Here is a 24,103-nt window from a genome sequence, read left to right on the forward strand (position 1 = left end):
ACATATCCTTTTTCGGATATATTCATATGGTCGCATAATAACGGAACAATTATATGATTTTGATCATAATGAAAAAGAATGCCTGATATTAATGAAATTTTCTCATAGAAAGAGAAGCGGAATTAACATCTTGCATAGCAGGGAAAAATAAAAACCGAAGCCTGCTACAACTTCGGTTTCTTGATTAAGGCAGTAAATTAAGCAGCGGTTTTCAGCTGGCTTTACGCTCATGTGCCTGACGGTATGCCACCAGGTCTTCAATAGTCACGAGCGCCATATTGTGTTTATTGGCAAACTCAATACACTCTGGTGCACGCGCCATCGTGCCATCGTCATTAGTCAGCTCACACAGTACACCAGCCGGTTTAAAGCCTGCCAGCGTCATCAGATCAATAGTTGCTTCAGTATGACCGCCACGCGTCAGTACACCACCTGCCTGAGCGCGAAGTGGGAAAACGTGGCCAGGACGATTCAGATCTGACGGTTTTGCGCCATCGGCAATCGCTGCGCGAACGGTCGTAATACGGTCAGCGGCAGAAACACCGGTAGTCACACCTTCAGCTGCTTCAATGGTCACGGTAAAACCGGTGCCATAGGCGCTGGTGTTATTTTCTACCATCATTGGCAGATCGAGTTGTTTACGGCGATCTTCAGTAATGCACAGGCAAACAATACCGCTACCGTGGCGAATGGTCAGCGCCATCTGCTCAACAGTCATGGTTTCTGCCGGGAAGATCATATCACCTTCGTTTTCACGGTCTTCATCATCAAGCACCATTACACCGCGTCCTTCACGCAGCGCAGCCAGTGCATTTTCAACACGTTCGAAAGGCGTACCAAAAGAGGAAAGTAGCGTCTGATTCATGGTAAAAAAACCTCACTAAAATTATGGTTACCAGAATCAGGGCAGTCTTAGGAGTGGCGGCATATAGCCAAAATAACGTGAGCGGGTCCATGCCCGACAGAATCGTTACTCTCTCCCATCCGGACTCTAACCGTCGGCCCCGGAATTACACCGGATCTGCTGTCCTTTGAGTTCGCACCCAAAGCGCTCGCGGGCTTTCAACTGAGTTGATTTACCGCCGGTGGGGAATTTCGCCCCGCCCTGAGAATAAGCGGATTCACTATAACGCTAATGATTAGCGGCAGCAACGCATAGCTTCACATAATTCTGGTTTATGACTTACCCTTATCGCACTACAATGGCACTCAACACCTATCAGTACAGGGAAACTACAATGATTGACCCGAAAAAAATTGAGCAAATCGCTCGCCAGGTTCACGAATCAATGCCTAAAGGAATCAGGGAGTTCGGGGAAGATGTGGAGAAAAAAATCCGCCAAACCCTACAAGCGCAGCTGACGCGCCTCGACCTTGTAAGCCGTGAAGAGTTCGACGTCCAAACGCAAGTCCTGTTACGGACTCGTGAAAAACTGGCGCTGCTTGAACAAAGAATCAGCGAACTGGAAAATCGCAGTACTGAGATCAAAAAGCAGCCAGATCCAGAGACTCTCCCCCCAACGCTGTAAACATTCGTCTTTAATGCACTGTAAATTATGAATTAATCCTCTAATTTATAGTGCTTTCTATTACCTTATCGCGTAATCCCATTCAGAAAACCATCACAAAAATGAATGAGTACAATTGAAAGTATAATTGCAATGTATTTTTTAAGTTTTACTTAATCGATATTTAGATAAACTAATTTTATAAAAAACACAAAATAAAATATCATATTTCAATGATTAGCAGTCCTTAAATAACAGTTACTAATCATTCTCTTTTCTACTTATCTTTATATAAAGGAATATTATGTCCGCTTTTAAAAAGTCACTTCTTGTTGCTGGCGTAGCAATGATTCTTTCCAATAACGTGTTTGCTGATGAAGGTCACGGTATTGTTAAATTTAAAGGTGAAGTTATCTCTGCTCCATGTTCTATTAAACCAGGTGACGAAGATTTAACTGTAAATCTGGGTGAAGTAGCAGATACCGTACTGAAAAGCGATCAGAAATCTTTGGCTGAACCTTTCACTATTCACCTGCAGGACTGCATGCTGAGTCAGGGTGGAACTACTTATTCAAAAGCGAAGGTTACTTTCACTACAGCAAATACCATGACGGGTCAGTCTGATCTTCTGAAAAATACCAAAGAAACTGAAATCGGCGGCGCCACTGGCGTTGGCGTACGTATTCTGGACAGCCAGAGCGGCGAAGTAACTTTAGGTACTCCGGTAGTAATTACGTTCAACAATACCAACAGCTATCAGGAACTGAATTTCAAAGCTCGTATGGAATCCCCAAGCAAAGATGCCACCCCGGGCAACGTTTACGCTCAGGCTGACTACAAGATTGCTTACGAGTAATCGCATTTGGCCGGGTTCGCCCGGCCACATCATTAACGGATTAATGATAAGTGGATCAGATGTATAAAAAATTAAAATTAACCACAATAAGCGAATTGATTAAAAATATTTATTGTTCATTATCCGTTATCATCATTGGTTGTGCGTCAGCTTATGCCGTTGAATTCAACAAAGATTTAATCGAAGCCGAAGATCGTGAAAACGTTAACCTTTCCCAATTTGAAACTGATGGCCAATTACCCGTCGGCAAATATTCACTAAGCACTCTGATTAATAATAAGAGGACGCCAATCCACCTTGACCTCCAATGGGTATTAATTGATAACCAAACTGCAGTTTGCGTGACACCAGAGCAATTAACATTATTAGGATTTACTGATGAATTTATTGAAAAAACTCAGCAAAACCTGATCGATGGTTGTTACCCTATCGAAAAAGAAAAACAAATTACAACTTATCTCGATAAAGGGAAAATGCAATTATCCATATCTGCACCTCAGGCATGGTTAAAATACAAAGATGCAAACTGGACGCCTCCTGAACTTTGGAATCATGGTATTGCTGGGGCATTTCTTGACTACAATTTATATGCCTCTCATTATGCACCACATCAGGGCGATAATTCGCAAAATATAAGTTCCTATGGGCAGGCTGGGGTTAATCTTGGGGCCTGGCGCCTGCGTACTGATTACCAGTACGATCAGTCATTTAACAATGGCAAAAGCCAGGCGACCAACCTGGATTTTCCGCGTATTTATTTGTTTCGCCCAATCCCAGCAATGAATGCAAAACTAACTATAGGTCAATACGATACTGAATCCTCTATTTTCGACTCTTTCCATTTTTCTGGCATTTCGTTGAAAAGCGATGAGAATATGTTACCGCCAGACCTACGTGGTTACGCACCGCAAATCACGGGTGTCGCACAAACGAATGCAAAGGTCACTGTCTCACAGAACAACCGTATTATTTATCAAGAAAATGTTCCTCCAGGCCCATTTGCTATTACCAATTTATTCAATACATTACAGGGGCAACTTGACGTCAAGGTTGAAGAAGAGGACGGACGCGTTACGCAATGGCAAGTTGCATCTAATAGTATTCCTTATCTGACGCGTAAAGGGCAGATTCGCTACACCACTGCTATGGGTAAACCGACCAGCGTTGGTGGTGATTCCTTACAACAACCCTTCTTCTGGACTGGTGAATTCTCATGGGGGTGGCTGAACAATGTATCCCTGTATGGTGGTTCAGTTTTAACAAACCGTGATTATCAATCTCTGGCTGCCGGCGTTGGTTTTAACCTTAACTCATTAGGTTCATTATCTTTTGATGTCACACGATCTGATGCTCAGTTGCATAATCAGGATAAAGAAACGGGTTATAGCTACCGCGCTAACTATTCAAAACGTTTTGAATCTACCGGTAGCCAGCTCACTTTCGCTGGTTACCGTTTCTCTGATAAAAACTTTGTGACAATGAATGAATATATCAATGACACTAACCATTACACGAATTATCAGAATGAAAAAGAGAGTTATATTGTCACGTTTAACCAGTATCTTGAATCATTAAGGTTAAATACATACGTAAGTTTGGCTCGTAATACTTACTGGGACGCCAGCAGTAATGTGAATTATTCATTATCACTTAGCCGCGATTTTGATATCGGGCCATTAAAAAACGTCTCCACTTCTCTAACATTTAGCCGAATAAACTGGGAAGAAGACAACCAGGATCAACTGTACCTAAATATTTCGATTCCCTGGGGAACTAGTAGAACATTGAGCTATGGTATGCAACGAAATCAGGATAATGAGATTTCGCATACTGCTTCGTGGTATGACTCTTCCGATCGAAATAATTCCTGGAGCGTTTCTGCTTCAGGCGACAATGATGAATTCAAAGATATGAAAGCGTCACTACGCGCCAGTTATCAGCATAATACCGAGAACGGTCGACTCTACCTCTCCGGTACATCACAGCGAGACAGTTATTATTCTCTGAATGCCAGTTGGAATGGTTCATTCACTGCGACTCGCCACGGTGCCGCTTTCCACGACTATAGCGGTAGTGCTGACTCGCGTTTTATGATCGACGCAGACGGCACTGAAGATATTCCGTTGAACAATAAACGCGCGGTAACTAATCGGTATGGCATCGGAGTTATTCCATCAGTCAGCAGTTACATAACAACATCATTAAGTGTTGATACCCGAAATCTGCCAGAAAATGTGGATATCGAAAACTCGGTTATCACCACCACCTTAACCGAGGGTGCTATTGGCTACGCCAAACTTGATACCCGCAAGGGCTACCAAATCATAGGGGTTATTCGCCTGGCAGATGGTAGTCATCCACCACTGGGGATTAGCGTAAAAGATGAAACCAGCCACAAAGAATTAGGACTGGTTGCTGATGGCGGCTTTGTATACCTCAACGGCATTCAGGATGATAACAAACTTGCTTTACGCTGGGGTGACAAATCTTGTTTTATTCAACCACCCAATAGCAGCAACTTAACCACCGGAACGGCTATTTTACCGTGTATTAGCCAAAATTAATTCAGGATGAAACTAATGCGCTACTTAAATACAAAGAATATCATTGCAGCAGGAGTATTACTCTCCTGTATGAGCAGCATTGCCTGGGGTGCCATCATCCCGGATCGTACCCGTATCATAATGAATGAGTCAGATAAAGGCGAAGCATTAAAACTTACTAATCAAAGTAAAAACCTGCCCTATCTGGCCCAAACATGGATAGAAGATACGAAAGGCAATAAATCGCGTGACTTTATTGTCACTGTTCCTCCAATGGTGCGTTTAAATCCCAGTGAGCAAATTCAAATAAGAATGATAACTCAGGAAAAAATTGCTCAACTTCCTAAAGACAGAGAAACGCTCTTCTATTTTAACGTGCGAGAAATACCGCCCAAAACAGATAAAAAAAATGTGATGCAAGTCACTATGCAGCACGCATTGAAACTATTCTGGCGGCCAAAAGCCATTGAATTAGAAGACGATGGGGTAATGACTTACGAAAAAGTTGAAATCATTCGTAGAAATGACGGTTCGATCCGCTTTAACAATAAGATGCCTTATCACGTTACGCTGGGTTATATCGGAACAAATGGGGTAACGATGTTACCACAAACGCAAAGCTTAATGGTAACCCCTTTTAGCTATGCAAATACGCAGTTTAAAAATGTTCCGTCAACTTTTCAGGTGGGTTATATCAATGACTTTGGTGGATTAAGTTTTTATGAAATAAACTGCCCTGTAGTAAATAACATTTGTAATATTTCTGTAGCCAACCGAGATCAATAATATGCGCTACTTGTTAATTGTTATTACTTTTTTTATGGGTTTTAGTTCATTACCTGCATGGGCAATGGACTGCTATGCTGAACATGAAGGTGGAAATACCGTTGTCATTGGTTACGTACCAAGAATCTCTATCCCCAGCGATGGTAAAAAAGGTGATAAAATCTGGCAAAGCAGTGAATATTTTATGAATGTTTTCTGTAATAATGCACTACCAGGCCCATCTCCAGGAGAAGAATCCCCATCTGCATGGGCAAATATAATGATGTTGTTAGCATCAGGTCAAGACTTTTATAATCAAAACTCTTATACTTTCGGTGTAACTTATAATGGGGTTGATTATGATTCTACATCTCCACTACCTATTGCAGCACCTGTATGTATTGATATAAAAGGAGCCGGAACCTTCGGGAATGGCTACAAAAAGCCCGCAGTCTGTAGTGGCGGTCCTGAACCGCAATTATCAGTAACTTTTCCAGTACGAGTGCAGCTATATATTAAGCTAGCTAAAAATGCCAATAAAGTAAATAAAAAACTTGTATTACCTGACGAATATATAACACTTGAATTTAAAGGTATGAGCGGAGCAGGTGCTATAGAAGTAGATAAAAATCTGACCTTCAGGATTCGCGGATTAAATAACATTCATGTCCTTGACTGCTTTGTTAATGTTGATCTGGAACCAGCTGATGGCGTTGTCGACTTTGGTAAAATAAATTCCCGAACAATTAAAAATACCAGCGTGAGTGAGACGTTTAGCGTAGTCATGACCAAAGATCCGGGTGCGGCCTGTACTGAGCAGTTTAATATTTTAGGGAGTTTTTTCACTACGGATATTTTGAGTGATTATAGCCATCTGGATATAGGTAATGGTCTGCTATTGAAGATATTTCATAACGATGGAACAGCAACGGAATTTAACCGCTTCTCACAATTTGCTTCTTTTTCATCGTCTAGTGCGCCTTCGGTCACCGCACCATTCAGGGCAGAACTGAGTGCGAACCCGGCAGAAACGGTTGTTGAGGGACCGTTTAGTAAAGACGTAATCCTGAAAATCACCTATAACTAGTATCTAATACAAACACTAAAACGGGCCATCAGGCCCGTTATATCAGTGCTCTAACTCCAGCTCTCTTGCCTGCATCATCTGTTGACAATACCAGGCATAACGTGCGCAAAACCAGGTTCTATGTTCTTCATCCATGTTACCAGTAACGGCCAGAATATCGACCGGGCGACCTTCTGCGTGCATTCTGGCAAAACTACGCGCCAGGAAATCGAAATTATTTAAAGAATTAAGACTATGATCCATAAGCACATCCTCCGGTTATCGCATACCTTTTAAGGCCATATGCTTTTTCTGATTTCAGTATTCCCCAATCAGTGTAGTGCCTTTAAACATAACGTGCGTAAATATATTGTCCCCGATCACACTTTTTAGTGAAAAATAAAAAACCATATTAAAAGACTTTCTCTTCCAGAACTTCTCTAACCTGTGTTATTATTAACACAGATAAATGTAAGCAAGGAAACTATTACAAAGTAAATATTGCGTCACTAAATGGACATTGGAGTGATATATGATTTTATTCGCCGACTATAACACCCCTTATCTTTTCGCTATTTCCTTTGTACTGTTGATCGGCCTGTTAGAAATTTTTGCGCTTATCTGCGGTCACATGCTCTCCGGTGCTCTTGATGCACATCTTGACCATTATGATTCTATAACCACAGGTCATATTAGCCAGGCACTTCATTATCTCAATATTGGAAGATTGCCAGCTCTCGTCGTTCTCTGCTTACTGGCTGGTTTTTTTGGTCTTATTGGCATCCTGTTGCAGCATGCCTGCATCATGGTCTGGCAATCACCACTGTCGAACCTGTTCGTGGTTCCTGTCAGTTTACTGTTTACGATTATTGCGGTGCATTATACCGGTAAAATAGTTGCGCCCTGGATTCCACGCGACCATAGTTCAGCTATTACAGAAGAAGAATATATTGGTAGCATGGCGTTAATTACCGGTCATCAAGCCACTTCAGGTAATCCCTGCGAAGGAAAACTCACCGATCAATTTGGCCAAATACATTATTTACTACTGGAGCCTGAAGAAGGAAAAATTTTCACTAAAGGAGACAAAGTGTTAATTATTTGCCGACTTTCTGCAACTCGATATTTGGCGGAAAACAATCCCTGGCCCCAAATATTGTAATTTATTAATCAAAAGGAAATTTAATAATGGATGATATTGTTAATTCTGTGCCCTCCTGGATGTTTACCGCGATTATTGCCGTATGCATTCTGTTTATTATTGGAATTATTTTCGCCAGGCTCTATCGTCGCGCTTCGGCAGAGCAAGCTTTTGTTCGTACTGGTTTAGGTGGGCAAAAAGTGGTAATGAGCGGTGGCGCAATCGTGATGCCGATCTTTCATGAAATAATCCCCATCAATATGAATACTCTGAAGCTGGAAGTCAGCCGCTCAACCATTGATAGCCTGATTACGAAAGATCGTATGCGCGTCGATGTCGTTGTCGCTTTCTTTGTGCGGGTAAAACCGTCAGTGGAAGGTATTGCCACCGCCGCCCAGACGCTGGGGCAACGCACCCTGTCGCCTGAAGACTTACGTATGCTGGTTGAAGATAAATTTGTCGATGCCCTCCGTGCAACAGCTGCGCAAATGACCATGCATGAGTTACAGGATACCCGCGAGAACTTCGTGCAGGGCGTACAAAATACCGTTGCTGAAGATCTGTCAAAAAACGGCCTGGAACTGGAAAGCGTTTCACTTACCAACTTTAACCAGACGTCGAAAGAACATTTCAATCCTAACAACGCCTTTGACGCCGAAGGTTTAACCAAGCTGACGCAGGAGACGGAGCGCCGTCGTCGCGAACGTAACGAAGTTGAACAGGATGTAGAAGTTGCGGTGCGTGAGAAAAACCGTGATGCGCTTTCGCGCAAGCTGGAGATTGAACAGCAAGAAGCGTTTATGACGCTTGAGCAGGAGCAGCAGGTTAAAACCCGTACCGCTGAGCAGAATGCGAAAATTGCGGCTTTTGAAGCTGAACGTCGTCGTGAAGCAGAGCAGACGCGAATTCTGGCTGAACGACAGATTCAGGAAACAGAAATCGACCGCGAACAGGCCGTCCGTTCCAGAAAAGTTGAAGCTGAACGTGAAGTTCGCATTAAAGAAATCGAACAGCAGCAGGTCACCGAAATCGCTAACCAGACGAAATCGATCGCTATTGCCGCCAAATCGGAACAACAGTCCCAGGCAGAAGCGCGTGCTAACCTTGCACTCGCAGAAGCAGTAAGCGCCCAACAAAACGTTGAAACCACTCGCCAGACCGCAGAAGCCGATCGTGCCAAGCAGGTGGCGCTGATTGCCGCAGCACAGGATGCAGAAACCAAAGCGGTTGAACTGACCGTGCGGGCGAAAGCAGAAAAAGAAGCCGCAGAGATGCAGGCGGCGGCGATCGTTGAGTTAGCCGAAGCTACGCGTAAAAAAGGCCTGGCGGAAGCAGAAGCACAACGTGCGCTGAACGATGCTATCAACGTACTTTCTGACGAACAAACCAGCCTTAAATTCAAACTGGCCTTGTTGCAGGCGCTACCTGCGGTAATTGAGAAATCCGTGGAACCAATGAAGTCCATTGACGGTATCAAGATTATTCAGGTCGATGGTCTGAATCGTGGTGGTATTGCGGGGGATGCAAACACGGGTAATGTGGGGGGCGGAAACCTGGCGGAACAAGCATTATCAGCCGCACTCTCTTACCGCACACAGGCACCACTGATTGACTCCTTGCTCAATGAAATTGGCGTTTCAGGCGGCTCACTGGCGGCATTGACTTCCCCCTTAACCTCAACAACTCCCGTCGAAGAAAAAACAGAGTAAACCCTCTTCTATGAATAATCCCTGGCCCAAAAAGCCGGGGATTTTTTATATCTGCGTTCCGCAAAAAGGTGCAAATGATCAGGCTGTTGCAGCGTTTTGCGTGACTGCTCGGGGAAGGCAAAACTGCCTCTGGGAAAGCGTTGCGCGGAGTCCGGCGCTCATCAACAATCGGGGAGTCAGCAAGGGGCTGAAACGGGAAAGCCCCTCCCGAGGAAGGGGCCTTATAGAAGGAAAGGGTTATGATGAAGTTCGTCATCATACTGGTTGTGTTGTTACTGTTAAGTTTCCCGACTTACTAACAACTCATCAGAGGGGGGAGAAATCCTCCCTTACCCTTGTTCCTTTACTTTAGGTTGAAAAAACAACAGCGTCAATAGGTCTATCCGGCACAACGCGAGAACTGTGAAGCGCTTTCCGGTTAGCCTTTTTTATCCTGTTGGATCTTCTTGATAATGTTAGTGGTCGAGCAACCGTCTTCAAAGTTGAGCACCAGCACTTCGCCACCATTGGCCCAGACTTCTTTACTCCCGGCAATCTCTTCTGGTTTATAATCGCCGCCTTTCACCAGCAGGTCTGGCAGGATCCCGGCGATCAAGCGCTGCGGCGTGTCTTCTTCAAACGACACCACCCAGTCGACCGCTTCCAGTGCGCCCAGCACAATCATACGCTGTTCGAGCGGGTTAACGGGGCGGGAATCCCCTTTCAGCCGTTTGGTGGAGGCATCGCTGTTGACGGCGACAATCAAACGGTCACCCAGTTTACGGGCATTTGCCAGATAAGAGACGTGTCCGGCGTGCAGGATGTCAAAGACGCCATTGGTCATCACCACTTTTTCACCGCGTTTACGCGCTGCCGCTACAGCAAGCTTCAGTTCCTCTTCGGTCATCACGCCAAAGCCGGTATCTGCACGTCCACGTACTGCGTTTTCCAGCTCGATCGGCGAAACCGTGGATGTCCCCAGTTTGCCGACCACCACACCAGCCGCCGCATTGGCAAAGAAACAGGCTTCTTCCAGCGAATTACCCGCTGCCAGCGTTGCCGCCAGGACGCCAATCACCGTGTCGCCCGCACCGGTAACGTCATACACTTCCTGCGCCTGGGTTGGCATATGCAGCGGCGCTTTACCCGGTTGCAGCAGCGACATACCCTGTTCGGAACGGGTCACTAACAGAGCCGAGAGTTCGTAATCGGCAATCAGTTTCATGCCGCGCTCAACAATCTCTTCTTCGGTCTTACATTTACCGACAACAGCTTCAAATTCCGAGAGATTCGGCGTTAACAGCGTAGCGCCGCGGTAGCGCTCAAAATCGGTACCTTTTGGATCAATCAGCACCGGAACGCCCGCTTTACGCGCCAGTTGGATCATCTGCTGCACGCTTGCCAGCGCACCTTTGGCGTAGTCAGAGAGCACCAGCGCGCCAATCGAACTCAGCGCCTGATTAATCCGCTCGTGCAGCGGCTGCGGATCAACCCCTTCGAAACCTTCTTCAAAATCCAGACGGATCAGCTGTTGGTTGCGGGAAAGTACCCGTAATTTGGTGATGGTCGGATGCGTCGGTACAGAAACGAAGTCGCATTTGACGTTGACGTCGGCCAGAGATTTACTCAGCGCGCGCGCCGCATCGTCAATGCCCGTCAACCCGACCAGGCGTGCATTAGCACCGAGAGAAGCGATATTCATCGCCACGTTAGCCGCGCCGCCCGGACGTTCTTCGATGGTATTCACTTTAACCACGGGCACCGGCGCTTCCGGCGAGATACGGCTGGTGGGACCGTACCAGTAACGATCCAGCATCACATCACCAACCACCATCACTCCTGCACGTTCAAACTCTGGCAGCGTTACTTTCATTCCTGTCTCCTGAGAGATTCAAAATTTGCGCGCGATAATACCATACTTCATTCTTCCACCAGCCACTTCTGCCAGCTTGCCCGCACCAGATCACGCTCTGCGGTGAAGCAATCCTCCGACACATGGCCCGGCAATTCCTGTAATGCCAGATGATGAAGTTCATCGCGCAGCGTCGTGTAAGCACGGGTCAGCACCATCGCTTCCTGCTCTTCCATAATGTCGTTTTGCGCCAGCAGCTCCAGAATACGCACGTTGTCTGACCAGCGCGTTAACTTCGGTTTTTCATGAGCGTAGCGCAACACCAGATATTGGGTAATAAATTCGATATCGGTAATTCCGCCTTCATCGGCTTTGATATCAAAGCGATCGCGATGTTTATTGCCGAGATGAGCGCGCATTTTCTCGCGCATTTCCCGCACTTCCGTTTGCAGGGTTTTGCCTTCGCGCGGCAGCGTCATAATCTCCCGGCGTACTGCGTCAAAGTGCGCGGTGAGCTGCGGATCGCCGTACACTACACGCGCACGCACCAGCGCCTGATGCTCCCACGTCCAGGCCTCGTTTTTCTGATAATCAGCAAATGCTTCTGCGGATGTCACCAGCATTCCCGCCGCCCCGGATGGACGCAGTCGAGCATCCACTTCATACAAAATGCCGGAAGAGGTTCGCGTACTGAACAGATGCATAATGCGTTGCGCCAGACGCAGATAAAACTGTCGCCCGTCGATTTCCCGCTCGCCGTCAGTCATCGCATCCATTGGGCAATCATGGAGGAAGATAAGGTCAAGATCGGAACTGTAGCCTAACTCCCAGCCGCCCAGCTTGCCGTAGCCGACCACCGCAAAACCACGGCCTTCGCGATCGTTGAGGTGATTTGGCTTACCGTAGCGGGCCACCATTTGAACCCACGCCTGCTGAACAACGGCGTCAATCATGGCTTCCGCCAGCCAGGTTAAGTGATCGCTCACTTTCATTACCGGCAGCGTACCGGCGATATCCGCTGCCGCAATGCGTAACAGTTGCGCCTGTTTGAACTGACGCAGCGCCTCAAGCTGTTGTTCTTCGTCATCTTCCGGCACGCGCAGCAAATACTGGCGCAACTCATCACGGTAAGCATCGGTCGCCGTCGGCTGGTAGAGAGTGTTTGGATCGAGCAGTTCATCCAGCAATAACGGATAACGCGCCAGCTGGCTGGCAATCATCGGCGATGCGGCACACAGAGAAATCAAATGCTTAAGCGCCGCAGGAAATTCACTAAGCAATTCTAAATAGGTGGTGCGGGTAACAATCCCCACCAGCAAGGCCGTAATGCGCGACAGCGTGACAGCAGCGTCTTCACGTGTACAGACATCTCTTAGCAGATGTGGCATCAGATGGTCGAGCACCTGACGTCCGCGTGGCCCGATGGTGCGCTTATCCAGCTCTTTGCGGAAATCGGCAATCAGCGTCAGCACCTGTTTGCGATCGTCCTCGCTAAGATGCGCCAGCACTGGTGTAGTGTCATCTTCCTGCAACGCGTCCTGCCACAGCTCACGCCACTGTTCCGACAGCGACTCTTCCTGAGTTTCACTTTCGTCGTCGCCAATCAATTCATTAAACACCCGGCGCACATTGGTCATATGTCCGGTCAGCGCCCCAGTCAGTTGCTGCCAGTCAGCAAAGTCCATCGCCCACGCCAGCCGCGCACGGTTAAGCTCATCAGAAGGAAGCGTCTGGGTTTGTTCGTCGTTAATGCTTTGCAGCAGGTTTTCCAGACGCCGCAGGAACAGATACGCCACTCGCAATTGTTCAGCATCGTTTTCAGAAAGCAGATGCAGCTCGGCAATAGCGCTGAGCGTTGGCAGTAAAGAGCGCGATTGCAGCGACGGCTCGCGCCCGCCGCGAATAAGCTGGAATACCTGGACGATAAATTCAATTTCACGAATGCCACCCGCGCCAAGTTTGATGTTGTCGGTCAAACCGCGCCGACGCACTTCACGGGCAATCATCCCTTTCATGTTGCGCAGCGACTGAATCACGCTGAAATCGATGTAACGACGGAAAACAAACGGGCGCAGCATCGCACGCAACTCGTTAGCATAGACGCCTTCGCTATCGCCCATAATCCGCGCCTTGACCATCGCGTAACGCTCCCAGTCGCGCCCCTGCTCCTGGTAATAATCTTCCAGTGCCGCAAAGCTCAGCACCAGCGGGCCACTTTCGCCAAACGGACGCAGTCGCATATCCACGCGATAGACGAAGCCATCCTGCGTTGGTTGATCCAGCACTTTAATCAGCCGCTGCCCCATGCGGGTAAAAAACTGCGCGTTATCCAGTTCCCGGCGTCCGCCCTGGGTACAACCATGTTCCGGCCAGGCAAAAATCAGATCGATATCTGAGGAGAAATTCAGCTCCCCACCGCCCAGCTTACCCATGCCTAAAATCAGCAGCGGTTGCGCTTCGCCCTGCGCATTGCACGGCGTTCCCCATTCGCGGCAGCAGGCGTCATACAGCCAGTCACGCGCCGCAACAATCAGCGTCTCCGCCAGATGGCTGAGCTGCTGCAAAATGCTCTCTTCAGTAACCAATGCCAGCGTTTGCGCCCAGGCGATGCGCACCATAATGCGCCGCCGGAATAGCCGCAGCTCGCGCATTAACCCGGCTTCGTCACTCACATTACTGAGCGCCTCCTGCCACCATGCAGAGTAATGCTGCCATTCGTCGGCCTGCGGCGGTTGGCTTTCCAGTTCCGTCAGCCACTCTGGATGCGCAATCACGCTGTCCTGCACAAAATCACTGAAAGTAAGTACTGACTTCGCCTGTGCGCTAAGTGATTCCTCGACTAAAGGCTCTGGCAGCCGCTCAACAACGGTCTGCCAGTACTGCTGTAACGGTGAAGAGAGCGGCTTCATAAGCGATTTTATCCTTGCCTGATTAACGTTTTCCGCTGTGCAACCAGAACGGTTCCTGATTGTTTGCCTCATTACGGAAATGTTCAATTTCAATGCGTTGTCCGGTCGCAATAGCGTGACGCAGCCCCTGCCAGTTCTCCAGCCAGGCTTGCGCGACGACAGGATCGTAGTAACCCGCCAGCAACAGGATTGAGTCAATATCACGCGTCAGGCGTGGCAACTGGTCACGGTAGCGATCGCCCAACGGCTGGCAGAAAACGCTTTTCAGTTCAGCGGCATGGCGGGAAAGATGGATATCGGCAAAGCGTTTGAAGGAATCGCTCATTTTACTCTGCGCTTTGGCATCTAAAAACGGCTGCCAGGCTTTGCTTACCAGCCATTCGGTCAACGCCAGCTTCGCCATTGCCGTTTCGGTAGAATAGACCGCCGTCACGGCAGAAACCGCTGAAGCGATGGTCGCTTCGCATTGGGTCAGCAAATCACGTAAGTGAGTGCTCGCTTTACGCGGCACAATGCCACCGAACAGCATCAGCGTATGACGGACCAGGCCAATGGCTGCCAGCACCTGCTCTTTCGCCGCATCGTTGCCGCGTACCCACAGCTCTTCATGATACTGCCATTGCGCTAACGCCAGCTCGAGCGCCGCTTCCAGCCCCTGCTCGACATCAGCTTTTGCCGCAACATGTAAAATGGTGGTCGGTTTGATTTCACGCGCCGGATTGCCCTGCGCCAGATGATAGCCACGCGCCGCTTTGCTCAGGCTGCCCTGGCGTAATCCGGTTTGCGATACCAGTTGGTTCGCCAGTTGGTTCGCCAGTTTCAGCACCGCGCGCGTGTCGCCGCTAAGCAGTTCCAGTTCCAGCTCGCAGATAGGTTCAGCAAATTCACCCGCTTTCACTTCCCCCTGGTCGAGGGCGATTTCAATTTGGCTACCATCAACCTCTACCAGCCACTTTTCGCGATAAAAATCGGTGCTAAACAGCGGCTGCACGCGGGAAGCGAGATCGGCAGGCAATTCGCCGTTCGGCCAGACTTCCGTCGGTAACTGCGCCAGGTCGAGCGTCGGTTCGCTCAAAGCCACGTTATATTCCGGGCGCTGGTGTAAGCCGCCTGTCACTCTTCCTGCAACTTTCATGGTCATCTCATAGCGACCGTTTTCGCCACGAATACGCAAGCCCATGTCGTGCCCACGCAGCCAGTTATCCAGCGTTTCGTAGTAAATATTCAGCAACTGCACGGGGTCATGGTGCTCGCCGCCCAGCGTATTGAGATGGTCACGCAACGCCTCAACGGCACTGTGATTAACAATAAACTTTAATTCGATTTCCTGAGCCATAGCCTTTACTTATCGGTTATGTCACATAAGTGACGATGAACGGCGAACTTAATGCGATCTTTTTTGTCAGTAGATAGTATTTTGCGCCAAATTGCCATGCAACGGGCAATTTGACGGGCGTAAAAGTTTGAAGCAGTGGCAAGACCTGACACAGAGGATTCCGATTGATGTCGAATGCTTTGCGTAGCGACACTGATGCCACTACTATCGTTCCACTTTCCATGACAATAACGACAGCCTGATGCCAAAATTACGCCTGATCGGATTAACTTTACTCGCACTTAGCGCCACTGCCGTCTCACACGCTGAAGAAACGCGCTATGTTTCTGATGAACTGAATACCTGGGTCCGTAGCGGTCCGGGAGATCATTATCGCCTCGTAGGCACGGTTAACGCCGGCGAGGAAGTGACCTTATTACAAACTGACGCCAACACCAATTATGCCCAGGTGAAAGACAGCTCTGGCCGTACCGCCTGGATCCCGTTGAAACAACTTAGCACTGAGCCAAGCCTGCGCTCCCGTGTGCCAGATCTGGAAAATCAGGTCAAAACCCTGACCGATAAACTCACCAATATCGATAACACCTGGAATCAGCGCACCGCAGAAATGCAGCAAAAAGTGGCGCAGAGCGACAGCGTGATCAACGGGTTAAAAGAAGAAAATCAGAAACTGAAAAACGAGCTGATTGTCGCGCAGAAAAAGGTCGATGCCGCCAGCGTACAGCTGGATGACAAACAGCGCACCATCATCATGCAATGGTTTATGTATGGCGGCGGCGTGCTGGGGCTTGGCTTGCTGCTCGGTCTGGTACTGCCGCACCTGATCCCAAGCCGCAAACGCAAAGATCGCTGGATGAACTAAATCGCCTTCTTCGTTGCACTGTCTTATTATTAGGAATTGTGTATTTGACGAAGGGATGATGGCGTGAAGATTTATCTGGTCGGTGGTGCTGTTCGGGATGCATTGTTAGGGCTACCGGTCAAAGACAGAGATTGGGTGGTGGTCGGCAGTACGCCACAGGAGATGCTCGACGCGGGCTACCAGCAGGTAGGCCGCGATTTTCCTGTGTTTCTGCATCCGCAAACGCATGAAGAGTATGCACTGGCACGTACCGAACGGAAATCCGGTTCCGGTTACACCGGTTTTACCTGCTATGCCGCACCGGATGTCACGCTGGAAGATGATCTTAAGCGTCGCGATCTGACCATTAATGCGCTGGCCCAGGACGATAACGGCGAGATTATCGACCCGTACAACGGTCTGGGCGATCTGCAAAATCGTCTGTTGCGCCATGTTTCCCCCGCTTTTGGCGAAGATCCGTTACGCGTGTTGCGCGTAGCGCGTTTTGCTGCGCGTTATGCCCACCTCGGTTTTCGTATTGCCGATGAAACTCTGGCGCTGATGCGCGAGATGACCCACGCGGGTGAACTGGAACACCTGACGCCTGAACGGGTATGGAAAGAGACGGAAAGCGCCCTCACTACCCGCAATCCCCAGGTGTTCTTCCAGGTACTGCGCGATTGCGGCGCACTGCGCGTTTTATTCCCGGAAATTGACGCCCTGTTTGGCGTTCCGGCCCCTGCCAGGTGGCATCCGGAAATCGACACGGGTATTCATACCTTAATGACGCTCTCAATGGCGGCGATGCTGAGTCCGCAGGTCGATGTCCGTTTCGCAACGTTATGCCACGATCTCGGTAAAGGACTGACGCCACCAGAACTTTGGCCGCGTCATCATGGTCATGGCCCGGCGGGTGTGAAGTTAGTGGAACAACTCTGTCAGCGTCTGCGCGTGCCAAATGAAATTCGCGATTTAGCCAGACTGGTGGCTGAGTTTCACGATCTCATCCACACCTTCCCAATGCTGAACCCAAAAACCATCGTCAAACTATTTGATTCCATCGACGCCTGGCGTAAACCGCAGCGTGTCGAGCAACTGGCGCTGACCAGCGAGGCTGATGTGCGCGGCAGAACCGGTTTTGAATCAGCCGACTACCCGCAAGGCCGCTGGTTGCGCGAAGCCTGGGAAGTGGCACAGTCAGTGCCGACAAAAGCCGTCGTTGAAGCGGGATTTAAAGGTGTGGAGATTCGCGAGGAGCTGACCCGACGGCGGATTGCGGCGGTAGCCAGCTGGAAGGAACAACGTTGTCCAAAGCCTGATTAAGCACTTGAATTTCAATTTATTGCAAACACCGGCCAGGTCGGATAAGACGCACAAGCGTCATATCCGACACTATTCCTCAATCAAAAGAACACGACATACACCGCAGCCGCCACAATAAAGCGATAAATGGCGAAAGGGATAAACGAAATGCGCTTAATCAATTGCAGGAAGGTTTTAATCGCTATCAGCGCCACCACAAAAGCGGTGATAAACCCAACGGCAAACATCGGGATATCGCCGGTTGTCAGGAAGCCCCAGCTTTTGTAGAGATCGAGCGCCGTTGCGCCCATCATCATCGGCACCGCCAGCAGGAACGAGAACTCGGAAGCAGCGTAACGGCTCACGCCCATCAGCATCCCACCTGAAATGGTCGCCCCGGAACGGGAGAAACCTGGCCACAGCGCCAGACACTGGAAGCAGCCAATCATAAACGCCTGACGATAGGTCATATCATCGAGACCCGGCGCACGCGGCTCTTTCGGCTTCAGGCATTCAGCGGCAATCAGCAACAGACCGCCAACGACCAGCGCATACATCACATTTATTGGATTAAACAACGACTTAATCGTGTCGTGGAACAACAGCCCCAATACTACCGCTGGGATCATGCCAAGCAGAATGTGGATCAGCGTTAAACGGCCTTTGCTTTCTCCTTCGTGTTGCAGCGGACGACCAAAGTGAATGCCAATCAGGCCAAACAGACGCCGCCAGAACATCACTACTACCGCCAGAATTGATCCTAACTGGATCACGACTTCAAAGGTTTTCGCCGTGTCGCCCTCAAATCCCAACAAGTGACCGACAATAATCATATGGCCCGTGCTGGATACCGGCAGAAATTCTGTCAATCCTTCGACCACACCCAATATTGCCGCTATCAGCAGCGAGTGCATATCGCTCATCAATAAACCCCTAAATTATAAAAATGTAACGCTTGTCCGAACTACTGCAGTATGACCAGGTTATAACCGTTTGGTTTAACAGCTGTAAAATTAATTATTTTCTTTCAGATTATTGCCACGCTCAATGATGACACCAACATTCGCCGCCCGCGCCACTGCGCCTGGCTTGCTGAGTTTGATACGCACCCACGGCGAGTTGAAGCGTGCTAACAGCAGCTCCGCCACCTCTTCAGCCACGCGTTCCACCAGCGCAAAACGCGCCCCCTCGACGTGGCTGACCACCGTTTCTGCAATGCCAGCGTAACTGAGGCAATCCGCCACATCATCACTTTTCGCCGCTTTACGGTTATCCCACGCCATTTCGATATCGAACACTAACTTCTGTTCGATGGTCTGTTCCCAGTCGTAAACACCAATAGTGGTGATTACCGAAAGTTGCTCTATAAATACAATATCCATCACGTCCTGCCTGCTTTTTGGCTAACCGGATACCACTTCCGGCGAAATGTGCGTATTATCCACAGATTCATCGTTGAACACGAATTTTCAAAACGGAACAGCTTATGAGTGCAATCGCGCCTGGAATGATCCTCATCGCGTACCTCTGCGGCTCCATTTCCAGTGCCATTCTGGTTTGCCGCTTGTGTGGGCTGCCCGATCCGCGAACCAGCGGCTCCGGCAATCCAGGCGCAACCAATGTGTTACGTATCGGTGGCAAGGGAGCAGCCGTAGCAGTACTGATTTTCGACGTTCTGAAAGGAATGTTGCCCGTCTGGGGCGCGTATGAATTAGGTGTCAGCCCCTTCTGGCTAGGCTTAATTGCCATCGCCGCCTGTCTTGGACACATCTGGCCCGTTTTCTTCGGTTTTAAAGGAGGAAAAGGCGTTGCTACCGCTTTTGGTGCCATCGCACCAATTGGCTGGGATCTCACTGGAGTAATGGCGGGAACCTGGTTACTGACCGTGCTATTGAGTGGTTACTCGTCGCTGGGAGCGATTGTCAGTGCACTGATTGCTCCGTTTTATGTCTGGTGGTTTAAGCCACAATTCACCTTCCCGGTTTCGATGCTCTCTTGCCTGATCCTGCTGCGTCATCATGACAACATCCAGCGTCTGTGGCGTCGTCAGGAGACAAAAATCTGGACGAAATTCAAAAGAAAGCGCGAAAAGGATCCCGAGTGATTTCTGGTGGATTTACATGACCTGATAGCCTTCGTCGGGCTTGCCCAGCCGTTGCTGGCACCATGCCGCCAGAAATTCCACGCAGACACGTAATTTCATGCTGCGATAGAGCGGCTCCCGGTAAACAGCCCAGATATTGGCGCTTTGTGCATACTCCGGCAATACTCGCACCAGTTTGCCACTCTCCAGAAACGGCAACACATCCCACTCGGAACGCAACATAATCCCTTTGCCCTCCAGCGCCCATTGCAACACTATCTCGCCGCTATTGGAGGAAAGATGCCCGCTTACCTTCACCGATTTTTTCTCCTGACCGTTCCCCAACTCCCATATTCCGTGGGTCATATCGCGCTCTTTGGTCACCAGACAATCATGACGACTTAATTCCTGTAAGGATTGTGGCTGCGGATATTTTTGCAGATACTCAGGTGCTGCGCATAATATTCTTTTATTTTTCGTTAACAGATGCGCAATATAATAATCAGGAATTTCGTCATTAATACGAATATCCAGATCAATATTATCCTGCACTAAATCAATTTGCCGATCGAACAATTCAAAATGCACCTGTAACTCAGGATAATTGCGCATCAGTTCGGTAATGGCTGGCGCAATATGGCTGCGCCCAAAACCAAAACTGCAACCAATACGAATCATCCCCTCCGGGCGCGTTTTGATTTGCGTGACGTCATCGACCAGTCGCTGATATTGGGTGAGGATTTCCAGCGCATGCTCGTAACAACGTTGGCCACTTTCAGTCAGCGCCACACCGCGAGCGGAGCGGTTCAGCAGCGTTGTTGCCAGCGTATTTTCAAGGATTTGGATCCGCTTGGTGACAAATGCAGGCGTCTGCCCAAGCGTCGCCGCTGCAGCACTAAAACTCCCGCTGTGGACGATTTCTACCAGTACCTGCAAATCTTTGGCTAAAGGCCAGCTATTCAGCATCGTTAATTATCCGCAGTTGTGATAAGCGCAGTGTATTTCGCAAAACATTGCCATTCCCTGCTCTGGCGCAATATTCATTCTTATTTTCGCGTTGATTCACGAACTGTGAATTACATATTCACGGCGGCAAAAAATATAAAACCACATTTTTAGTGGTAGTTTGTGGCGGTGAATTTTTCCAGACAAATACATAAACTGGAGTTGCCATGATGAGCGAAAGTAATAAGCAACAGGCAGTGAATAAGTTGACGGAGATTGTCGCTAACTTTACCGCCATGATTTCTACCCGAATGCCCGATGACGTGGTGGACAAACTAAAACAGCTAAAGGATGCCGAAACATCGTCGATGGGAAAAATCATCTACCACACGATGTTCGATAACATGCAAAAAGCGATCGACCTGAATCGTCCTGCCTGTCAGGACACCGGCGAAATCATGTTTTTTGTTAAGGTCGGTTCCCGTTTCCCACTGCTTGGCGAGCTGCAAAGCATACTCAAACAAGCCGTGGAAGAGGCAACCGTCAAAGCGCCACTGCGTCACAATGCGGTAGAAATTTTTGACGAAGTAAACACCGGCAAAAATACCGGCAGCGGCGTACCGTGGGTCACCTGGGACATCATCCCCGACAATGACGATGCGGAAATCGAAGTTTACATGGCAGGCGGCGGCTGCACGCTACCAGGCCGCTCGAAAGTGTTAATGCCGTCAGAAGGCTACGAAGGCGTAGTGAAATTCGTCTTCGAAAATATCTCCACCCTCGCCGTAAACGCCTGTCCACCGGTACTGGTGGGCGTGGGCATCGCCACCTCGGTGGAAACCGCCGCCGTGCTCTCGCGAAAAGCCATTTTGCGCCCGATTGGCAGCCGCCATCCCAATCCAAAAGCGGCAGAGCTGGAGCTACGCCTGGAAGAAGGACTCAACCGTCTGGGGATTGGTCCACAAGGGCTGACTGGCAACAGTTCAGTGATGGGCGTACATATCGAATCTGCCGCCCGCCATCCGTCAACCATCGGCGTTGCTGTTTCTACAGGCTGCTGGGCGCATCGTCGCGGCACACTGCTGGTTCATGCCGATCTCACCTTTGAAAATCTGTCTCACACCCGGAGCGCGTTATGAAAAAGATCCTGACAACCCCGATCAAAGCTGAAGATCTGCAAGATATTCGCGTCGGCGATGTGATCTACCTGACCGGTACGCTGGTGACCTGCCGTGACGTTTGTCACCGTCGTTTGATCGAACTCAAACGTCCGATCCCTTACGATCTCAACGGCAAAGCGATTTTCCACGCTGGCCCCATCGTGCGCAAAAACGGCGACAAATGGGAGATGGTATCCGTCGGCCCGACAACCAGTATGCGTATGGAAAGTTTTGAACGTGAATTTATCGAACAGACCGGCGTGAAACTGGTGGTCGGCAAAGGCGGAATGGGGCCGCTGACCGAAGAAGGCTGCCAGAAATTCAAGGCGCTGCATGTGATTTTCCCGGCAGGCTGCGCAGTACTGGCGGCAACCCAGGTGGAAGAGATTGAAGAGGTGCACTGGACAGAACTCGGGATGCCGGAGTCACTGTGGGTCTGCCGGGTCAAAGAGTTCGGCCCGCTGATTGTCTCTATTGATACCCACGGCAACAACCTGATAGCCGAAAACAAAAAGCTGTTCGCCGAACGCCGCGATCCCATCGTGGAAGAGATTTGCGAGCACGTCCACTACATCAAATAACCCTCCCGGAGAGGCTCACCCCCTCTCCTTTTTCGCAGGCATAACACGATGAAACCTTCCACTGAATGGTGGCGATACCTTGCGCCGCTGGCGGTCATCGCCATTATTGCTCTACTTCCGCTTCCCGCAGGGCTGGAGAGTCATACCTGGCTCTACTTTGCTGTTTTTACTGGCGTGATCGTTGGACTGATCCTCGAACCCGTGCCGGGTGCCGTGGTGGCGATGGTGGGTATCTCCATTATCGCCATTCTCTCTCCCTGGCTGCTGTTCAGCCCGGAGCAGCTCGCCCAGCCAGGTTTTAAGTTCACCGCCAAATCCCTCTCCTGGGCGGTTTCTGGTTTTTCTAATTCGGTTATCTGGCTGATTTTCGCCGCCTTTATGTTTGGCACAGGCTATGAAAAAACCGGGCTGGGGCGACGTATCGCGCTGATTCTGGTGAAAAAAATGGGGCATCGCACGCTGTTTCTCGGCTATGCAGTGATGTTCTCCGAGCTGATACTCGCGCCTGTAACACCGTCCAACTCGGCGCGTGGTGCGGGGATTATCTATCCCATCATCCGTAACCTGCCACCGCTCTATCAATCACAACCAAACGACAGCAGTTCGCGCAGCATTGGCTCGTACATCATGTGGATGGGGATTGTTGCCGACTGCGTGACCAGCGCCATTTTCCTGACGGCGATGGCTCCAAATTTGCTGTTAATTGGACTGATGAAAAGCGCATCTCACGCCACGCTGAGCTGGGGCGACTGGTTCCTCGGGATGTTGCCGCTCAGCATTTTACTGGTTCTGCTGGTTCCCTGGCTGGCTTACGTGCTGTACCCGCCGGTACTGAAGTCTGGTGATCAGGTGCCGCGCTGGGCAGAGACGGAACTGCAGGCAATGGGCCCGCTCTGTTCGCGTGAAAAACGGATGCTGGGGCTGATGGTAGGCGCGCTGGTGCTGTGGATTTTCGGCGGTGATTATATCGATGCCGCGATGGTCGGTTACAGCGTGGTGGCGCTGATGCTGCTTCTGCGCATTATCAGTTGGGACGACATTGTCAGTAATAAAGCCGCGTGGAACGTTTTCTTCTGGCTGGCCTCGCTTATCACCCTCGCTACCGGACTCAACAACACCGGTTTTATTAGCTGGTTTGGCAAACTGTTAGCAGGCAGCTTAAGCGGTTATTCGCCAACGATAGTGATGGTGGCGTTGATTGTGGTCTTTTATCTGCTGCGCTACTTTTTCGCCAGCGCCACGGCGTATACCTCCGCTCTCGCGCCGATGATGATTGCCGCCGCGCTGGCGATGCCGGAAATCCCGCTGCCGGTATTCTGCCTGATGGTTGGCGCGGCAATTGGTCTGGGGAGCATTCTTACACCATACGCCACCGGACCCAGTCCGATTTACTACGGCAGTGGTTATCTGCCAACGGTGGATTACTGGCGACTGGGGGCGATTTTTGGGCTGATATTCCTCGTGTTGCTGGTGATTACCGGCTTACTGTGGATGCCCGTGGTGTTGCTTTAAGTGAGGACGGTGCCG

22 protein-coding genes and 1 riboswitch are annotated in these 24,103 nt (G+C 49.6%); of the genes, 14 read left to right on the plus strand and 8 right to left on the minus strand.

The genetic code is table 11. The annotated features are described in order from the left end of the window. Positions 1-211 precede the first annotated feature (211 nt). Complete coding sequence (gene ribB, locus ACJHYW_RS05000; protein ID WP_001076997.1) at positions 212-865, minus strand: 3,4-dihydroxy-2-butanone-4-phosphate synthase; 654 nt, start codon at positions 863-865, stop codon at positions 212-214. A 103-nt stretch (positions 866-968) separates the two neighbouring features. Continuing rightward, a riboswitch (FMN riboswitch) is annotated at positions 969-1,117 on the minus strand. 121 nt (positions 1,118-1,238) lie between these two features. Here ribB and ubiK point away from each other — a divergent pair. From ubiK to ACJHYW_RS05025, 5 genes are all read left to right on the plus strand, one after another. Continuing rightward, positions 1,239-1,529, plus strand: coding sequence for a ubiquinone biosynthesis accessory factor UbiK (gene ubiK / locus ACJHYW_RS05005; protein WP_001295626.1), 291 nt, complete (start codon positions 1,239-1,241; stop codon positions 1,527-1,529). A 283-nt stretch (positions 1,530-1,812) separates the two neighbouring features. Continuing rightward, a complete protein-coding gene (locus tag ACJHYW_RS05010; RefSeq protein ID WP_001272145.1) occupies positions 1,813-2,364 on the plus strand; it encodes a fimbrial-like protein in 552 nt (183 codons plus the stop codon). Between the two features lie 59 nt (positions 2,365-2,423). Next, entirely contained in the window at positions 2,424-4,928 is a 2,505-nt protein-coding gene (locus ACJHYW_RS05015; protein ID WP_000277103.1) for a fimbria/pilus outer membrane usher protein, read from the plus strand. A 15-nt stretch (positions 4,929-4,943) separates the two neighbouring features. Continuing rightward, on the plus strand, positions 4,944-5,693 hold the full coding sequence (locus ACJHYW_RS05020; protein ID WP_001269824.1) for a molecular chaperone: 750 nt from the start codon (positions 4,944-4,946) through the stop codon (positions 5,691-5,693). A gap of 1 nt (position 5,694) precedes the next feature. Next, positions 5,695-6,759: a fimbrial protein gene (locus tag ACJHYW_RS05025; RefSeq protein ID WP_021523275.1), complete on the plus strand. Its 1,065-nt coding sequence runs from the start codon at positions 5,695-5,697 to the stop codon at positions 6,757-6,759. A gap of 42 nt (positions 6,760-6,801) precedes the next feature. On the opposite strand, the gene glgS is transcribed toward ACJHYW_RS05025, so the two are convergent. Further along, on the minus strand, positions 6,802-7,002 hold the full coding sequence (gene glgS / locus ACJHYW_RS05030) for a cell surface composition regulator GlgS (protein ID WP_000350095.1): 201 nt from the start codon (positions 7,000-7,002) through the stop codon (positions 6,802-6,804). 268 nt (positions 7,003-7,270) lie between these two features. Between glgS and ACJHYW_RS05035 the strand changes: the two genes are divergently transcribed. The 3 genes from ACJHYW_RS05035 (at position 7,271) to ibsE (ending at position 9,887) form a co-directional block, all read left to right on the plus strand. After that, positions 7,271-7,900, plus strand: coding sequence for an OB-fold-containig protein (locus tag ACJHYW_RS05035; protein ID WP_000599926.1), 630 nt, complete (start codon positions 7,271-7,273; stop codon positions 7,898-7,900). A gap of 26 nt (positions 7,901-7,926) precedes the next feature. Next, positions 7,927-9,588: a flotillin family protein gene (locus ACJHYW_RS05040; RefSeq protein WP_001361222.1), complete on the plus strand. Its 1,662-nt coding sequence runs from the start codon at positions 7,927-7,929 to the stop codon at positions 9,586-9,588. A 239-nt stretch (positions 9,589-9,827) separates the two neighbouring features. Continuing rightward, positions 9,828-9,887 (plus strand): type I toxin-antitoxin system Ibs family toxin, encoded by a 60-nt coding sequence (gene ibsE / locus ACJHYW_RS05045; protein WP_001387082.1) that lies wholly within the window; start codon positions 9,828-9,830, stop codon positions 9,885-9,887. Between the two features lie 119 nt (positions 9,888-10,006). Here ibsE and hldE read toward each other — a convergent pair whose 3' ends face one another. Genes hldE through ygiF form a run of 3 tightly spaced genes read right to left on the minus strand, consistent with a single transcriptional unit; the run spans position 10,007 to position 15,664 of the window. Further along, positions 10,007-11,440 (minus strand): bifunctional D-glycero-beta-D-manno-heptose-7-phosphate kinase/D-glycero-beta-D-manno-heptose 1-phosphate adenylyltransferase HldE, encoded by a 1,434-nt coding sequence (gene hldE / locus ACJHYW_RS05050; protein ID WP_000869178.1) that lies wholly within the window; start codon positions 11,438-11,440, stop codon positions 10,007-10,009. A gap of 47 nt (positions 11,441-11,487) precedes the next feature. Beyond that, the gene (gene glnE, locus ACJHYW_RS05055; RefSeq protein WP_061092728.1) at positions 11,488-14,328 is read right to left on the minus strand and encodes a bifunctional [glutamate--ammonia ligase]-adenylyl-L-tyrosine phosphorylase/[glutamate--ammonia-ligase] adenylyltransferase; all 2,841 of its coding nucleotides are present in this window, start codon (positions 14,326-14,328) and stop codon (positions 11,488-11,490) included. A 22-nt stretch (positions 14,329-14,350) separates the two neighbouring features. Further along, positions 14,351-15,664 (minus strand): inorganic triphosphatase, encoded by a 1,314-nt coding sequence (ygiF, locus tag ACJHYW_RS05060; RefSeq protein ID WP_000046247.1) that lies wholly within the window; start codon positions 15,662-15,664, stop codon positions 14,351-14,353. Positions 15,665-15,905: 241 nt separating this feature from the next. Between ygiF and ACJHYW_RS05065 the strand changes: the two genes are divergently transcribed. Together ACJHYW_RS05065 and cca are read left to right on the plus strand one after the other, a co-directional pair. Beyond that, positions 15,906-16,526 (plus strand): TIGR04211 family SH3 domain-containing protein, encoded by a 621-nt coding sequence (locus ACJHYW_RS05065; RefSeq protein WP_001125331.1) that lies wholly within the window; start codon positions 15,906-15,908, stop codon positions 16,524-16,526. A gap of 63 nt (positions 16,527-16,589) precedes the next feature. Further along, positions 16,590-17,828: a fused tRNA nucleotidyltransferase/2',3'-cyclic phosphodiesterase/2' nucleotidase/phosphatase Cca gene (gene cca, locus ACJHYW_RS05070; RefSeq protein ID WP_000708491.1), complete on the plus strand. Its 1,239-nt coding sequence runs from the start codon at positions 16,590-16,592 to the stop codon at positions 17,826-17,828. 80 nt (positions 17,829-17,908) lie between these two features. Here cca and bacA read toward each other — a convergent pair whose 3' ends face one another. Both bacA and folB read right to left on the minus strand, forming a co-directional pair. Then, positions 17,909-18,730, minus strand: a complete 822-nt coding sequence (gene bacA / locus ACJHYW_RS05075) for an undecaprenyl-diphosphate phosphatase (RefSeq protein WP_001305111.1) — start codon at positions 18,728-18,730, stop codon at positions 17,909-17,911. Between the two features lie 90 nt (positions 18,731-18,820). After that, complete coding sequence (gene folB / locus ACJHYW_RS05080) at positions 18,821-19,189, minus strand: bifunctional dihydroneopterin aldolase/7,8-dihydroneopterin epimerase (protein ID WP_001361220.1); 369 nt, start codon at positions 19,187-19,189, stop codon at positions 18,821-18,823. Positions 19,190-19,293: 104 nt separating this feature from the next. On the opposite strand from folB, the gene plsY reads away from it, so the two are divergent. Next, positions 19,294-19,911 (plus strand): glycerol-3-phosphate 1-O-acyltransferase PlsY, encoded by a 618-nt coding sequence (plsY, locus tag ACJHYW_RS05085; RefSeq protein ID WP_001272796.1) that lies wholly within the window; start codon positions 19,294-19,296, stop codon positions 19,909-19,911. A 12-nt stretch (positions 19,912-19,923) separates the two neighbouring features. Here plsY and ttdR read toward each other — a convergent pair whose 3' ends face one another. Further along, positions 19,924-20,856, minus strand: a complete 933-nt coding sequence (gene ttdR / locus ACJHYW_RS05090; RefSeq protein ID WP_000935209.1) for an L-tartrate utilization transcriptional activator TtdR — start codon at positions 20,854-20,856, stop codon at positions 19,924-19,926. Positions 20,857-21,062: 206 nt separating this feature from the next. Here ttdR and ttdA point away from each other — a divergent pair, with 206 nt between their 5' ends. The 3 genes from ttdA to ttdT are packed head-to-tail and all read left to right on the plus strand — an operon-like array spanning position 21,063 to position 24,088. After that, positions 21,063-21,974, plus strand: a complete 912-nt coding sequence (ttdA, locus tag ACJHYW_RS05095) for a L(+)-tartrate dehydratase subunit alpha (RefSeq protein ID WP_000986797.1) — start codon at positions 21,063-21,065, stop codon at positions 21,972-21,974. Next, complete coding sequence (ttdB, locus tag ACJHYW_RS05100) at positions 21,971-22,576, plus strand: L(+)-tartrate dehydratase subunit beta (protein ID WP_000722957.1); 606 nt, start codon at positions 21,971-21,973, stop codon at positions 22,574-22,576. The genes ttdA and ttdB overlap by 4 nt, the downstream gene beginning before the upstream one ends. 48 nt (positions 22,577-22,624) lie before the next feature. Further along, positions 22,625-24,088 (plus strand): L-tartrate/succinate antiporter, encoded by a 1,464-nt coding sequence (ttdT, locus tag ACJHYW_RS05105; protein WP_032329923.1) that lies wholly within the window; start codon positions 22,625-22,627, stop codon positions 24,086-24,088. The last annotated feature ends 15 nt before the right edge of the window (positions 24,089-24,103 follow it).

This window comes from Escherichia sp. WS3063 (genome assembly GCF_046486595.1).
Taxonomy (GTDB): Bacteria; Pseudomonadota; Gammaproteobacteria; order Enterobacterales; family Enterobacteriaceae; genus Escherichia; species Escherichia coli.

Bases quoted from the DNA above. Each gene is read 5' to 3' on its own strand.
- ribB (WP_001076997.1), bottom strand. From the start codon at position 865: ATGAATCAGACGCTACTTTCCTCTTTTGGTACGCCTTTCGAACGTGTT.
- ubiK (WP_001295626.1), top strand. From the start codon at position 1,239: ATGATTGACCCGAAAAAAATTGAGCAAATCGCTCGCCAGGTTCACGAA.
- ACJHYW_RS05010 (WP_001272145.1), top strand. From the start codon at position 1,813: ATGTCCGCTTTTAAAAAGTCACTTCTTGTTGCTGGCGTAGCAATGATT.
- ACJHYW_RS05015 (WP_000277103.1), top strand. From the start codon at position 2,424: ATGTATAAAAAATTAAAATTAACCACAATAAGCGAATTGATTAAAAAT.
- ACJHYW_RS05020 (WP_001269824.1), top strand. From the start codon at position 4,944: ATGCGCTACTTAAATACAAAGAATATCATTGCAGCAGGAGTATTACTC.
- ACJHYW_RS05025 (WP_021523275.1), top strand. From the start codon at position 5,695: ATGCGCTACTTGTTAATTGTTATTACTTTTTTTATGGGTTTTAGTTCA.
- glgS (WP_000350095.1), bottom strand. From the start codon at position 7,002: ATGGATCATAGTCTTAATTCTTTAAATAATTTCGATTTCCTGGCGCGT.
- ACJHYW_RS05035 (WP_000599926.1), top strand. From the start codon at position 7,271: ATGATTTTATTCGCCGACTATAACACCCCTTATCTTTTCGCTATTTCC.
- ACJHYW_RS05040 (WP_001361222.1), top strand. From the start codon at position 7,927: ATGGATGATATTGTTAATTCTGTGCCCTCCTGGATGTTTACCGCGATT.
- hldE (WP_000869178.1), bottom strand. From the start codon at position 11,440: ATGAAAGTAACGCTGCCAGAGTTTGAACGTGCAGGAGTGATGGTGGTT.
- glnE (WP_061092728.1), bottom strand. From the start codon at position 14,328: ATGAAGCCGCTCTCTTCACCGTTACAGCAGTACTGGCAGACCGTTGTT.
- ygiF (WP_000046247.1), bottom strand. From the start codon at position 15,664: ATGGCTCAGGAAATCGAATTAAAGTTTATTGTTAATCACAGTGCCGTT.
- ACJHYW_RS05065 (WP_001125331.1), top strand. From the start codon at position 15,906: ATGCCAAAATTACGCCTGATCGGATTAACTTTACTCGCACTTAGCGCC.
- bacA (WP_001305111.1), bottom strand. From the start codon at position 18,730: ATGAGCGATATGCACTCGCTGCTGATAGCGGCAATATTGGGTGTGGTC.
- folB (WP_001361220.1), bottom strand. From the start codon at position 19,189: ATGGATATTGTATTTATAGAGCAACTTTCGGTAATCACCACTATTGGT.
- plsY (WP_001272796.1), top strand. From the start codon at position 19,294: ATGAGTGCAATCGCGCCTGGAATGATCCTCATCGCGTACCTCTGCGGC.
- ttdR (WP_000935209.1), bottom strand. From the start codon at position 20,856: ATGCTGAATAGCTGGCCTTTAGCCAAAGATTTGCAGGTACTGGTAGAA.
- ttdA (WP_000986797.1), top strand. From the start codon at position 21,063: ATGATGAGCGAAAGTAATAAGCAACAGGCAGTGAATAAGTTGACGGAG.
- ttdB (WP_000722957.1), top strand. From the start codon at position 21,971: ATGAAAAAGATCCTGACAACCCCGATCAAAGCTGAAGATCTGCAAGAT.
- ttdT (WP_032329923.1), top strand. From the start codon at position 22,625: ATGAAACCTTCCACTGAATGGTGGCGATACCTTGCGCCGCTGGCGGTC.